Raw genomic sequence first — 13,280 nt, 5'->3', positions numbered from 1 at the left:
TAAAACTCACAGAAACCACGGCTCGCAGCAGTTGCGTTTGAATGGTCGCTGCCCTACATCTTTCAAGTTTTCTGAAGCATTTCCGGGTCTCTTCCGGTCCTGCCGGAACGCTTGAAAGATGAGACACGGCATGGCGGATCGCAGGCGTCCGTATGCTGCGAGAGGAACATGCGCATGGCGAAGATCAAGAACGTCGCGATCCAGATGGATCATGTCTCCGGCATCAACATCGGCGGTGATTCCACCTTCGCCATGAGCCTTGAAGCGCAGGCGCGCGGATATCGGCTGTTCCATTACACGCCCGACCGCCTTTCCATGCGCGACGGCAAGATTTACGTGACCGTCGAGCAGATGGAACTGCGCGACATCAAGGGTGACCATTTCTCGCTTTCCGAACCGGAGCGCGTTGATCTTTCCACGATGGATGTCATCCATCTGCGTCAGGATCCACCATTCGACATGGCCTATATTACCTCCACCCATCTGCTGGAGCGCATTCATCCGAAGACCCTGGTGGTCAATGATCCCGCCTGGGTGCGCAATTCGCCGGAGAAGATCTTCGTCACTGAATTCGCGGATCTCATGCCGAAGACGCTGATCACGAAGGATGTCGCGGAAATCGCGCGCTTCCGTAACGAAATGGGCGATATCATTCTCAAGCCGCTTTATGGCAATGGCGGTGCGGGCGTCTTCCATTCAGCGCGGGACGACCGCAATTTCTCCTCGCTGCTGGAAATGTTCGGTCAGATGTTCCGCGAACCTTACATTGCTCAGGAATATCTGCCCGACGTCCGCAAGGGCGATAAACGCATCCTGCTGGTGGATGGAGAGCCGGTGGGTGCGATCAACCGCGTTCCAGCGGAAAACGATGCCCGTTCCAACATGCACGCTGGCGGCCGCCCTGAGCCTACGGAACTGACCGCGCGCGAAAAGGAAATCTGCCGCCGTATCGGCCCCGCCCTGCGCGAGCGTGGTTTCCTGTTCGTTGGAATTGATGTCATTGGCGATTACCTCACCGAAATCAACGTCACCTCGCCGACCGGCATTCGAGAGGTGCGGAAATTCGGCGGCGCCGATGTGGCGAGCCTGCTGTGGGACGCCATCGAGAAAAAGCGCGAAGCTCAGGATTTTTGACGAGACATAAATCGCTCTCGGTTTGTTCCGGCTATACAACTCGATACAACTAAAATACAGCGGATGCGATAAATTGTTCGCTGGATGTTCTTGTTTTATTCTTTGAGCTGTGGCACGTTGCTTGGCAATGGTCGTGGATGGGGCATAAGGCTCTGAAAGCGCGGCGGTTTGCGGGGGCAGGCCATGGTGGCACGGGTCAATACGGTGGCATTTCAGGGCATAGAGGGTGTGCCTGTTGAGGTGCAGGTCATGGTGGCACCGGGAAGGGTCGGCATCCAGATTGTCGGTCTGCCGGATAAAGCCGTCGCCGAAAGCCGGGAGCGCGTGCAGGCGGCATTACATGCCTCAGGCTTGGCGCTGCCGGCAAAGAAGGTCACGGTCAATCTTGCCCCTGCCGATCTGCCAAAGGAAGGATCGCATTTCGATCTTCCCATTGCCCTTGGCCTCATGGCCGCCCTGGGAGCCATACCGGCCGACGCGCTGGGGCGTTACGTGGTCCTTGGCGAACTCAATCTCGATGGTACTATCGGCTTGGTTGCGGGCGCGCTTCCGGCAGCGATCGGGGCCAATGCGCTTGGAAAGGGACTGATTTGCCCGGCTGACAGCGGCCCGGAGGCGGCATGGGCCGGAGCCGGGATCGATATTCTCGCCCCGCGCAGCCTGATTGCGCTCGCTAATCATTTTCGTGGCACGCAGATTCTCTCGCGCCCGACGCCCGCCATTCGCGCCAATCCGGTCAATCTGCCTGATTTAGCTGACATAAAGGGGCAGGAGAGCGCCCGGCGGGCGCTGGAGGTGGCAGCCGCCGGCGGCCATAATCTGCTGATGGTCGGCCCGCCCGGCTCGGGAAAATCCATGCTCGCCGCCCGCTTGCCTTCGATCCTGCCGCCGCTGGAGGCGGCAGAACTGCTGGAAGTGTCCATGGTCCATTCCATTGCCGGCCAATTGTCGGGTGGCAAGCTTTCGGATCGCAGGCCCTTCCGCACGCCGCATCATTCCGCCACCATGGCGGCCCTGATCGGCGGCGGGCTGCGGGCCAAACCGGGCGAGGCTTCGCTTGCTCACCATGGCGTTCTTTTTCTGGATGAATTCCCGGAATTTTCGCCGCAGGTGCTGGATGCCCTGCGTCAGCCGCTCGAAACCGGCGAATGCATTATTGCGCGTGCCAATCACCGTGTCAGCTATCCCGCGCAAATCCAGCTTGTCGCGGCAATGAATCCCTGCCGTTGCGGTATGGCGGGAGAGCCGGGTTTTACCTGTGCCAGAGGCCCACGTTGTGTGGCAGACTATCAGGCTCGCATTTCCGGCCCGCTGCTCGATCGCATCGACATTCGTATCGACGTTCCCGCCGTTTCCGCCGCCGATCTCATTCGGCCCGTGACGGCCGAACCGAGCGCCGTGGTTGCGGCGCGCGTCGCCGAAGCGCGCCTTGCCCAGCAGGAACGTTATGCGACAGCGGGCTTCCCTGCCATCCGCACCAACGCCCGCTGCACGACAGCAATGATCGAAAAATACGCCGAACCGGACCAGTCCGGGCTGCAATTGCTCCGTGATGCGGCGGAGCGCATGAAGTTTTCCGCGCGCGGTTACCATCGCATTCTCAAGGTGGCCCGCACCCTGGCGGATCTGGATGGCAGACAAACGGTTGGGCGTATCCATATTGCCGAAGCAGTGTCCTATCGTATCGCCGGCGAAAGGCTAACCGCCGCGGCGTAAAACCAGCTACGGGCACTTTGTCTGGGAAGGACGCTTATGCCTGCCGGTCAATCAGGTGGTTCCGGGAATGACGGGTAAAAATGCTGTTTGGACAGCTCGGTAGGTGATGGGCCGAATGAGGGGGCCTCGAAACAGAAGTGCCGCCGGCAAACCGGCGGCACGTCAAATATTCGCTCTTCCGCAACCGGGTGCCGAGAAGGGGCTAGAGCCCAAGCCCTTCGAAAAGTGCTGTCGAAAGATAACGTTCCGCGAAGGAGGGAATGATGATGACAATGTTCTTGCCGGCATTTTCCTCACGCGCACCGATCTTGATTGCCGCCGCCAGCGCCGCACCCGAGGAGATGCCAACGGGCACGCCTTCCAGCCTCGCCGCCAGACGTGCGGTTTCGAAAGCCTCATCATTGGTGACGGTGACGATCTCGTCATAAATGCCGGTGTCGAGAATGGCGGGGGCAAAACCGGCGCCGATGCCCTGAATTTTGTGGGGGCCGGGGTTGCCACCGGAAAGAACGGGGCTGTCGGCGGGCTCCACCGCAATCACCTTCACCTCGGGCTTGCGGGATTTCAGAACCTGACCCGTGCCGGTGATCGTGCCGCCGGTGCCGATACCCGAGACCAGAATATCAACCGTGCCTTCCGTGTCGTTCCAGATTTCTTCAGCCGTCGTCTTGCGGTGAATCTCCGGATTGGCGGGGTTTTCAAACTGCTGCGGAATGATGGCGTCAGGCAGGGTTTCTGCCAGTTCCTGCGCTTTGGCGATGGCGCCCTTCATGCCCTTCGGGCCTTCGGTCAGCACCAGTTCCGCGCCCAGGAGAGCCAGCATTTTCCGACGCTCGACCGACATGGTTTCAGGCATGGTCAGGATCAGCTTGTAGCCTTTCGCGGCGGCAGCGAAGGCGAGCGCAATCCCCGTATTACCGGAGGTCGGTTCCACCAGCGTCGTCTTTCCGGGCGTAATCTTGCCCTGGGCTTCCAGAGCTTCAATCATGGCGACGCCGATGCGGTCCTTCACCGAAGCGATGGGATTGAAAAATTCGAGCTTGGCAAGAAGGTTGGCCTTCACGCCTTTTTCCTTCGCCAGCTTGTCGAGCCGCACGATCGGTGTATCGCCGATTGTTTCCGTAATCGAGGAATAGACGCGTCCGCGTCCGGGCTTTCTGGCTTCCGGCATGATGCTCTCCTGTGTAAAGACCGCAAGATTTGAGCGGCAGAATAGGAGCAATAACCTCCGCAAGCTAGCGAACGTTCGTCCTAATATCCGTGAATTGCGGGAATAATTTCACGCCAGATCGCGGAAATGAACGAATTTGTTTTACGTGCTGCGGATGGCGATCATCGTCGCTGTTCCAGCCAGAATACCCGCCGCGGTGCGGTTGAGAATTGTCAGGGCGCTCGGTCTTTTCAGGAGGTTGCGCGCTTTGGCCGCAAGCAGGATGTAAGGCAGGAGAACCGCCATCAGCACGACAAAGGTGATGGCAAGAAGCGTTGCATATTCCGAAGGGCCGATCATGCGGATGTCGATCAGCGTCGGCACCAGCGCCACATAAAAAAGCATGGTTTTGGGATTGCCGAGGGTGATCAGCAGGCCGGACAGGAAGGACATGGACATGCTGGTGCTCTTCTTCGCCTTCAGGTCCTGCGGCAAGAGACCGGCGGTCCAGAGCTTCCAGGCGATATAGAGAAGATAGGCCGCACCTGCAAATTTCAGGACCATGAAAGCCTCCTGAAAGGTCTGCGCGACGAAGGCCAGCCCCAGGATCACAGCGGTCAGATAGATCATGTCGCCAAGCACCAGCCCGAGACCCATGAAAAAGGTTTCCCGAAAGCCCGAACCCAGCGCCCGCGCCACGATTGCCGTCATGCCGGGGCCGGGAATGGCGGCAGCGATGAAGAGGGCGGTGGCATAAGCGAATAGGGTGGTCAGCGTCATGATCGTGTTTCCCTGAAAATCCGCCAGATCCATAGCGAAAATGCCGGGCAAAGACAATCAGTCCGCTCCTCTGCACCAGCGGTGTCGCTAAACGCCGGTAGAGCCGAAACCGCCGACGCCCCGTGCCGTCTGCGAAGTTTCCATCACTTCGACAACAGTCACCTGCGTCACGGGCGCGATGACCATCTGCGCAATGCGCATGCCGCGCTCGACGACGAAATCGTCCTGACCGAGATTGGCGAGGATGACTTTCACCTCACCGCGATAATCGCTGTCCACCGTGCCCGGGGAATTGAGGCAGGTGATGCCGTTCTTGATGGCAAGGCCGGAGCGGGGGCGGATTTGCGCCTCATATCCGGCGGGAACTTCGAACACGAAGCCGGTCGGCACCAGCGCCCGTTCACCGGGTTTTAGGGTCAACGGCTCACCCACGGACACAGCTGCACGCAGGTCCATGCCGGCGGCGCCGCCGGTCTCGTAAGAGGGGAGTTCAAGGCCCGCGCCGTGGGCGAGGCGGGCGAGACGAAGAGGAGGCAGATTGTTGTTTTGAACGGTCATGCGGCATTAGTTTGCCGAGATCGCGGCAAGGTCAATTGCAAAACCGGGCCTGAAACGCTAGATACCCCGCAATTCCACAGGATTTGTCAGATGGCCGAAACACTTGCCGAGGCGGTCTCCCGCCGCCGCACCTTTGCTATTATCGCGCACCCGGACGCGGGTAAAACCACGCTCACCGAAAAGCTGCTGCTGTTCGGCGGAGCGATCCAGCTTGCCGGTGAGGTGAAGGCGAAAAAGGACCGCATCCAGACCCGTTCGGACTGGATGAAGATCGAGCGCGAGCGCGGCATTTCGGTCGTCACCTCGGTCATGACTTTCGAATATAACGACCGCGTCTTCAACATCCTCGATACGCCCGGCCACGAAGATTTCGCCGACGATACCTATCGTACGCTGACGGCCGTGGATGCGGCGATCATGGTCATCGACGCCGCCAAGGGTATCGAGCCGCGCACGCTGAAGCTGTTCGAAGTCTGCCGCATGCGCGATATTCCGATCATCACCTTCATCAACAAGATGGACCGCGAAAGCCGCGACCCCTTCGAGATACTGGACGAGGTGGAGGAGAAGCTGGCGCTCGATACGGCGCCGATCACATGGCCGGTGGGCCGCGCCAAAACCTTCTGCGGCGCCTATCATCTTGCCGACAGCACGTTCCGCGGCGTCGACACGCAGGTGGAGGCTATGAAGGTTAACGGTCCGCAGGCGGTGGCGGATCGATTGCCGGAAAATGAGCGCGATGCTTTCATCGAAGAAACGGAACTGGCGATGGAAGCCTGCCGTCCCTTCGATCGGCAGGCTTTCCTCGAAGGCCATATGACGCCGGTCTTCTTCGGTTCGGCGCTGCGCAATTTCGGTGTGCGTGACCTTATCAATGCGCTCGGTGATTTCGCACCGCCGCCGCGCGATCAGGTGGCGGATACCCGCACCGTGCATGCGGCCGAAGACAAAATGACTGCCTTCGTCTTCAAGATTCAGGCCAATATGGACCCGAACCACCGCGACCGTATCGCCTTTGCCCGCATCTGCTCCGGCAGGCTGGAGCGCGGCATGAAGGCGCGCCTGTCACGCACCGGCAAGCAGATGGGGCTCACCGCGCCGCAATTCTTCTTCGCCTCGCAACGCCAGCTGGCCGACACAGCCTTTGCAGGTGATGTGGTCGGCATTCCGAACCACGGCACGCTCCGCATCGGCGATACGCTGACCGAGGGTGAAAACCTCGTGTTCCAGGGTGTGCCGAACTTCTCGCCGGAAATCCTGCGCCGTGTGCGTCTGGAAGATGCGATGAAGGCGAAGAAGCTGAAGGAAGCCCTGCAGCAAATGGCCGAAGAGGGCGTCGTGCAGCTCTTTTCGCCGGAAGACGGCTCGCCAGCCATCGTCGGCGTCGTTGGTGCGCTGCAGCTTGACGTGTTGAAGGAACGGCTGATGGGCGAATATGGCCTGCCGGTTTCCTTCGAAATGTCGCGCTTCTCGGTCTGCCGCTGGATTTCGTCCGATCAGCCGGCAGAAATGGACAAGTTCCTCAACGTCAAGCGTGGCGATATCGCCCGCGACCTGGATGGCGATCCGGTATTTCTGGCGCAGGATGCCTTTTCGCTGCGTTATGAATCCGAGCGTTTCCCCGCTATCAAGATGGTTGCGATCAAGGAATATCACGTCGCCAAGGCGGCGTGATATCGGCCGGGTTGCACTTTGTATGCCAAGGGCCGAGCATTTCAGGAAAAATGCGCAAGCGTCTTTCCGTCCAGAAATGTGGAAAAACAAAGAGCTAGAGCATTGAAGGTGATTACGTTTTCACTGAAAATGCTCTAGTTTCCCGGTGAAACGGGAAACTGGTCCGGCATCATGGCGCTTTCAGACAAACATATTCTCCTCATCATATCAGGCGGCATCGCGGCCTATAAGAGCCTCGACCTCATCCGCCGTCTGAAAGAGCGAGGCGCAAAGGTTACGCCTGTCATGACGAAAGGCGCGCAGGAATTTATCACCCCGCTCGCCGTTGGTGCATTGTCTGCCACCCATGTTTTCACGGAGCTTTTTTCACGGCAGGACGAGCAGGATGTCGGTCATATCAGGCTGGCGCGCGATTGCGATCTCGTGCTGGTGGCGCCCGCCACCGCCGATCTCATGGCGAAGATGGCACATGGTTTGGCCGATGATCTAGCTTCGGCGGTCCTTCTTGCGACCGACCGCAAGGTGCTGGTTGCGCCGGCGATGAACCCAAAAATGTGGTCGGCAAAGCCAACAATGCGCAATGTCGATACGCTGAAGAAAGACGGTGTGTTTTTCGTCGGACCAATGGCCGGCGAGATGGCTGAGAAGGGGGAGGCTGGTCTCGGCCGAATGGCGGAGCCTTTACAGATCGTCCAAGCCGTTGAAGCGCTGCTGGATGGGGGGACGAAGCCCCTGAAGGGCAAGACGGCGATCGTGACCTCCGGCCCTACGCATGAGCCGATCGATCCCGTGCGCTACATCGCCAACCGTTCATCGGGCAAGCAGGGCCATGCGATTGCAGCGGCTCTCGCGGAACTCGGTGCAGACGTAACGCTGGTTTCCGGGCCGGTGACCATTGCTGATCCCGCCGGTGTGACGGTAATCCATGTCGAGCGCGCCGAAGAAATGCGGGACGCGGTGATCTCAAGGCTGCCGTCGGATATCGCCGTCATGGTTGCCGCCGTCGCCGACTGGCGGGTGGCGGGTTCATCAGAACAAAAGATCAAGAAACAGCCAGGTGATGCGCCGCCGGCGCTCCAGCTGACAGAAAATCCCGATATTCTCAAAACCGTCGGCCACCATGAAAACCGTCCGAAGCTAGTGGTGGGCTTCGCTGCCGAAACGCAGGACGTGGAAAAAAACGGTCGCGCCAAACTGGAACGCAAGGGCGCGGATTACATCGTCGCCAACGACGTCTCGGCGCAAACCGGAATCATGGGTGGAGACCGCAACAGCGTGAAAATCATTTCGGCTGAGGGTGTTGAGGCATGGCCGGATCTCGATAAGGCCGAAGTGGCAAAACGTCTGGCAGCCTTTGTCGCGGAGAAACTCACATGACCATCTTTGATCGCAAGACATTCGACAGGATGCTTGGCGAATGGCCGGGCGTGCGTTTCGTCGATCAATGGGATTCGCATGTTGCCAAGGTGGGCGACAAGGTCTTTGCCGTGCTGGGCGAACGGGAAGACTGGCGGCTGGTGGTGAAATGCTCGGAGGAGAGCTTTGAAATCCTCACTGCGCTCGAAGGTATCGCCCAGGCGCCGTATTTTGCCAAACGCAAATGGATATCGATTGCCGATCATTCTCCGCTCGAACGGGAAGAAGTGGAGCACTATGTGCGCCGCTCCTATGAGCTTGTGGCAGCCGGCCTGACAAAAAAACTGCGGGGCGAGCTGGGCATCGTGATCGATCCCGCACCCGCCCTGTAATTTCCGCTTCAATTGACCTTTTTGTCCTTGCCGATGATCTGGCGGACGCCTTCTTTGGTGAAGGGCTGCACGAGCTGTGGCAAAAACCCCTTGGCGATCTCACCCTTGATGCCGATATCGGTTGATGAGGGTCGGTCAGGATTATGGTAGGAGCCAAAGAGAATGTCGAAGATGACGAGGTTTTCGCCGTAATTGGTATTGCCTTCCGGAAGCTGTTTTGAATGGTGCCAACGATGTAGGCGCGGCGTGCTGAAGACATAGTCGAGCACACCCGTTTTCATGTCGACATTGCAATGGGTCAAGATACCGATGAATGCAGTCACAGCACCCAGCCACCAGAACACCTGCAGCGGCGCCCCCATGAAATAAAGCGGAAGCTGGCTGAGCGCGATCTTGAACAGGGAATCGGCCACATGGAACCGCCCGGTATTGACGACCCATAGCCGTACGACGCTGTGATGCAGGGCATGGAACCGCCAGAAAAAAACGGTTTCATGCGCGATGCGATGGGCCCAGTAGAGACCGAATTCGGCAATCGTTACCGCAAGCGAGACCTGCACCACCAGTGGCAGATGCGATGGCCACAGGTCAAAGCGCATTGCCGCGAGCGGCTGGAGCACGTTCGCGGCCAGCATCGGGAAGATGGCCGATGCTGCGGCGGCAAGTTGCACCAGCCCCTTGGTCAAAAGCGTGTGGCCGATGCTCGTCATTGTCTCGCCATCCCCTTCGAGCCATTCGACTTCATAGGGAATATAGCGTTCGAGAAGAAAGAGAGTGATAACCGCGCAGGCATAAACACTGAGAAACGCCGCGATCGGATGGCTGCTCGAGAAGGCGAAATATGACCCCACGAGGCCGCCAACAAAGACGAGTGGCCAGGAGGAATAGGAGAGGGTTTGTTTCAGTATCTGCGCTTTAGCCATCACAATCAAACCCTGACCGGCATCATCCGTCTCTAACACCCGCGCACTATCGCGGCTTCAAAGCAGCCCTTTACCCGCACAACTGCCTGACCCGAGGACAGGCCAGGTCTTTATTACCTCGAGACGTTACACAAACATGGCACGAAAACGTGCCGAGATGTTCAGCTTACCTTGATGGCAATAAAGACAAGCGTCAGCGCAATAACCCACAGCGCTATCCGCCCCCATCTGGTATGGCGCGCTTCTGCCCTGCCGATGGCTTCTGCGGTCTGCGCGTCGAAGCGCAAGCCATGCTCGCTCATATACATCAGTTCCGAATGCAGCTTCTCCGTCTTGGCGGCGATCTCCGGCGCTGCCTCGGCGAGCTTCAGGGCGGCCTTCACGCCGTCTTTCAAATCGGTCACGATACGTTTCGGGCCGAGATTGTCCCTTATCCAGCCACTGACAACAGGGTCAGCCGCCTTCCACATGTTGAAGCGCGGATTGAGCATACGCGACACGCCTTCCACCACCACCATGGTCTTTTGCAGCATCACGAGTTCCGGCCGGGTTTCCATGTCGAAAAGCTCCGTGACTTCAAAGAGAAGGGTCAGGAGCTTGCCCATGGAGATCGTCTCGGCCGGCTGGCCGTGAATTGGCTCGCCGATGGCGCGGATCGCCTGCGCGAAACTCGCAATGTCGTGATGGCCCGGCACGTAACCGGCCTCGAAATGTACTTCCGCCACCCGCATGTAATCGCGCGTGATGAAGCCGTAGAGGATTTCGGCGAGAAACCGCCGCTCCTTTTTCCCGAGCCGTCCGGCGATGCCCATATCGACCGCGACTATCATGCCCTGCGGATCGACGAAAAGATTGCCGGGATGCATGTCGGCATGGAAAAAACCGTCGCGCAGGGTGTGCCGCAGGAAGGACTGAATCAGTGTGTCGGCGAGCTTGTTCAGGTCGTGACCGGCGGCCTTCAGGCCTTCAATGTCCGACATCTTGACGCCGTCGATCCACTCCATGGTGACGACGTCACGACCGGTGCGTTCCCAGTCGACTTCGGGAACACGAAAACCGGGATCTTGCCTGGTGTTTTCCGCAAGCTCGGAAAGGGCGGCGGCCTCAAGCCGCAGATCCATCTCGATCTTGGTGGTCTGCTCCAGCGTGCGCGTCACTTCGACCGGGCGCAGACGACGGGCCGAGCGGACAAAGCGCTGTTGCAGGTCGGCGATCAGATACATCGCCTCGAGATCGTTCTGGAAGCGTTGTCGCACGCCGGGACGGATCACCTTCACGGCAACCTTGCGTGGCCCCTTTGGCGTATCCACAATCGCCGGATGGACCTGGGCGATGGAGGCGGCGGCGATCGGGTCGCCAAATTCCCTGTAGAGTTCCGAAACCGGCCGTCCGAGCGATCCCTCGATATTCGCTTTGGCGGCTGCGGCTGGGAAAAAGGCCATGCGGTCCTGAAGGCTTGCGAGATCGTCCGCGAACTCCGCGCCCACCACATCCGGACGGGTGGCCAGAAACTGACCCATCTTCACATAGGACGGTCCAAGCCGCTCGACAGCCACCGCCAGCCGATCACTACGCTGCGCTCTTTTCGCCTTGCTACGGGCGAATGGCTTCAGCAGGGCTTTTAACACCTGCGCGGGAGCGGGCAGGTCATCGGACGGCAGGGCCAGCACGACGCCTTCGCGCACGAGAACCCAGCCAACCCTTGCGAGGCGGAAATATGCGCCCAAAGTGCTCATGCTTATGCTTGTCTCCTGCCTGTGCCGGCCATGGTCTTAGAGCTTCCAGCCGGAATGCAGGGCGGCGATGCCGCCGGTGTAATTGGTATAGGTCACGCGGGAGAAGCCGGCGGTGCGGATCATCGTCGCAAAATCCTCCTGATTGGGGAATTTACGGATCGATTCGACCAGATACTGATAGGGTTCGGCGTCGCCGGTGATCATCTTGCCGAATTGCGGAATGGCATTGAACGACCACGCGTCGTAGACGCGATCAAGCAGCGGCATCTCAACTTCGGAAAACTCCAGCACCAGAAGCCGCCCGCCGCGCTTCAGCACACGGTGCGCTTCCTTCAGCGCAACGTCGATGCGCGGAACATTGCGAATGCCAAAGGCGATCGTATAGGCGTCGAAGCTGTTCGCCTCAAAAGGTAGTTCCTCGGCATTGGCTTCCACGAAGGTCAAATTGTCCGAAAGCTTCTTTTTCGCCGCGCGCTCTTCACCGACGGCAAGCATCGAGCCGTTGATATCGAGAACGGTGGCATGCGCCAGACGGTTGGAAGCTTCGATGATCCGGAAGGCAATATCCCCGGTACCACCAGCCACGTCCAGAACCTTGTAGGAGGGATCCTTGCGCGGCGCAAGCGAGGACACCATGGCGTCCTTCCACAGCCGGTGCAGGCCGGCCGACATCACGTCGTTCATGATATCGTAGCGCTTGGCCACCTTGTGGAAGACCTCGTTGACCATCCCCTGCTTCTGGCCTTCGTCCACCTTGTGGAAGCCATAGGACGTTTCCATGCCGCCTTGGGCGGTGGTACGGGCGTCGGTCATCGTCTGTCTCCATATTTATTGCGTGGCGGACCATAGCGGAAACGCCATGGCGACGCTATCTGTTGCCGCATCGCCTGGGCGCGACATTTCGCGTGCACTTTATAGACCACATGGTCCTAACGAAAAACTGCCGGATAAGCCAGATGCCAGAATTGCCAGAAGTCGAAACCGTCAGACGCGGCCTTGCTCCCGCCATGGAAGGGGCAAGGGTTCGCAAGCTCCATCTCGGCCGCCCCGACCTGCGGTTTCCGTTTCCAGAGGATTTCGCGGAGCTTATCGAGGGGAAGACAATCATCTCGCTCGGAAGGCGGGCAAAATATCTTCTGATCGAGCTGGAGGACGGGCTGACAATCGTGTCCCATCTCGGCATGTCCGGCTCTTTCCGCGTGGAAGCGGAAGCCGATGCAGAAGGCAGCATACCCGGCGTGTTCCACCATCCCCGCTCGAAGGACGGCAAGCACGACCACGTTGTCTTTCATCTGGATAAAGGCGAAGAGCGCGTCTGCATTATCTATAATGATCCGCGTCGCTTCGGCTTCATGCATCTGGTGGAGCGCAGCAAGCTCGATCTTTATCCCGCCTTTGCGGAACTTGGCCCGGAGCCAACAGGCAATACGCTGAGCGCGGATTATCTCGCGAGCCGGTTCGACGGTAAAAGCCAACCGCTGAAAAGCACGCTGCTGGACCAGAAGGTTATTGCCGGCCTCGGCAATATCTATGTCTGCGAGGCGCTGTGGCGCGCCCATCTTTCCCCCCTGCGTGCCGCCGGAACGCTGGTAACGAAAGGCGGCAAGCCCACAGCGAAGCTTGTCGATCTCACGGAGAAAATCCGCGATGTCATCGCCGATGCCATCGCCGCCGGGGGCTCATCATTGCGCGACCATATACAGACGGACGGAACGCTTGGTTATTTCCAGCATTCCTTTTCGGTCTACGATCAGGAGGGGCAGCCTTGCCGTACCCCCGGCTGCAGGGGTACGGTTGAAAGGGTGGTGCAGGCTGGCCGCTCCACCTTTTATTGCGCCGCCTGCCAGAAATGAACGAACGA

The 13,280-nt window shown here is 59.1% G+C and carries 12 protein-coding genes; 6 read left to right on the top strand and 6 right to left on the bottom strand.

Annotated elements, in window-relative coordinates; translation table 11 throughout:
- The first annotated feature begins 174 nt into the window (after nucleotides 1-174).
- The gene (gene gshB, locus FHW77_RS10440) at nucleotides 175-1,134 is read left to right on the top strand and encodes a glutathione synthase (RefSeq protein ID WP_004439503.1); all 960 of its coding nucleotides are present in this window, start codon (nucleotides 175-177) and stop codon (nucleotides 1,132-1,134) included.
- A gap of 183 nt (nucleotides 1,135-1,317) precedes the next feature.
- Nucleotides 1,318-2,850, top strand: a complete 1,533-nt coding sequence (locus tag FHW77_RS10435) for a YifB family Mg chelatase-like AAA ATPase (RefSeq protein WP_004439504.1) — start codon at nucleotides 1,318-1,320, stop codon at nucleotides 2,848-2,850.
- A gap of 202 nt (nucleotides 2,851-3,052) precedes the next feature.
- Here FHW77_RS10435 and cysK read toward each other — a convergent pair whose 3' ends face one another.
- The 3 genes from cysK to dut form a co-directional block, all read right to left on the bottom strand.
- Nucleotides 3,053-4,021, bottom strand: coding sequence for a cysteine synthase A (gene cysK, locus FHW77_RS10430; protein WP_004439505.1), 969 nt, complete (start codon nucleotides 4,019-4,021; stop codon nucleotides 3,053-3,055).
- Between the two features lie 141 nt (nucleotides 4,022-4,162).
- A complete protein-coding gene (locus FHW77_RS10425) occupies nucleotides 4,163-4,780 on the bottom strand; it encodes a LysE family translocator (protein WP_006699689.1) in 618 nt (205 codons plus the stop codon).
- Nucleotides 4,781-4,867: 87 nt separating this feature from the next.
- On the bottom strand, nucleotides 4,868-5,338 hold the full coding sequence (dut, locus tag FHW77_RS10420; RefSeq protein WP_004439510.1) for a dUTP diphosphatase: 471 nt from the start codon (nucleotides 5,336-5,338) through the stop codon (nucleotides 4,868-4,870).
- Between the two features lie 90 nt (nucleotides 5,339-5,428).
- Between dut and FHW77_RS10415 the strand changes: the two genes are divergently transcribed.
- From FHW77_RS10415 to FHW77_RS10405, 3 genes are all read left to right on the top strand, one after another.
- Nucleotides 5,429-7,012 (top strand): peptide chain release factor 3, encoded by a 1,584-nt coding sequence (locus FHW77_RS10415; protein WP_004439511.1) that lies wholly within the window; start codon nucleotides 5,429-5,431, stop codon nucleotides 7,010-7,012.
- 171 nt (nucleotides 7,013-7,183) lie between these two features.
- Entirely contained in the window at nucleotides 7,184-8,389 is a 1,206-nt protein-coding gene (gene coaBC, locus FHW77_RS10410; protein WP_004439513.1) for a bifunctional phosphopantothenoylcysteine decarboxylase/phosphopantothenate--cysteine ligase CoaBC, read from the top strand.
- Nucleotides 8,386-8,760, top strand: coding sequence for an MmcQ/YjbR family DNA-binding protein (locus FHW77_RS10405; RefSeq protein ID WP_004439515.1), 375 nt, complete (start codon nucleotides 8,386-8,388; stop codon nucleotides 8,758-8,760). The genes coaBC and FHW77_RS10405 overlap by 4 nt, the downstream gene beginning before the upstream one ends.
- 8 nt (nucleotides 8,761-8,768) lie before the next feature.
- Here the strand turns inward: FHW77_RS10405 and olsE are convergent, their stop codons facing one another.
- The 3 genes from olsE to ubiE all read right to left on the bottom strand — a co-directional run bounded on the left by olsE (nucleotide 8,769) and on the right by ubiE (nucleotide 12,232).
- Nucleotides 8,769-9,683, bottom strand: a complete 915-nt coding sequence (gene olsE, locus FHW77_RS10400) for an ornithine lipid hydroxylase OlsE (protein ID WP_111813247.1) — start codon at nucleotides 9,681-9,683, stop codon at nucleotides 8,769-8,771.
- Between the two features lie 161 nt (nucleotides 9,684-9,844).
- On the bottom strand, nucleotides 9,845-11,419 hold the full coding sequence (ubiB, locus tag FHW77_RS10395) for a 2-polyprenylphenol 6-hydroxylase (RefSeq protein WP_004439518.1): 1,575 nt from the start codon (nucleotides 11,417-11,419) through the stop codon (nucleotides 9,845-9,847).
- A gap of 36 nt (nucleotides 11,420-11,455) precedes the next feature.
- A complete protein-coding gene (gene ubiE / locus FHW77_RS10390; RefSeq protein ID WP_004439519.1) occupies nucleotides 11,456-12,232 on the bottom strand; it encodes a bifunctional demethylmenaquinone methyltransferase/2-methoxy-6-polyprenyl-1,4-benzoquinol methylase UbiE in 777 nt (258 codons plus the stop codon).
- Nucleotides 12,233-12,375: 143 nt separating this feature from the next.
- On the opposite strand from ubiE, the gene mutM reads away from it, so the two are divergent.
- Nucleotides 12,376-13,272, top strand: a complete 897-nt coding sequence (mutM, locus tag FHW77_RS10385; protein WP_004439521.1) for a bifunctional DNA-formamidopyrimidine glycosylase/DNA-(apurinic or apyrimidinic site) lyase — start codon at nucleotides 12,376-12,378, stop codon at nucleotides 13,270-13,272.
- Nucleotides 13,273-13,280 lie beyond the last annotated feature (8 nt).

The sequence above is a fragment of the Agrobacterium sp. RC10-4-1 genome, assembly GCF_014138475.1.
GTDB classification, from domain to species: Bacteria; Pseudomonadota; Alphaproteobacteria; order Rhizobiales; family Rhizobiaceae; genus Agrobacterium; species Agrobacterium pusense.
Note: the sequence above shows the minus strand (reverse complement) of the source record. Positions and strands in the feature narration are given on the sequence as shown.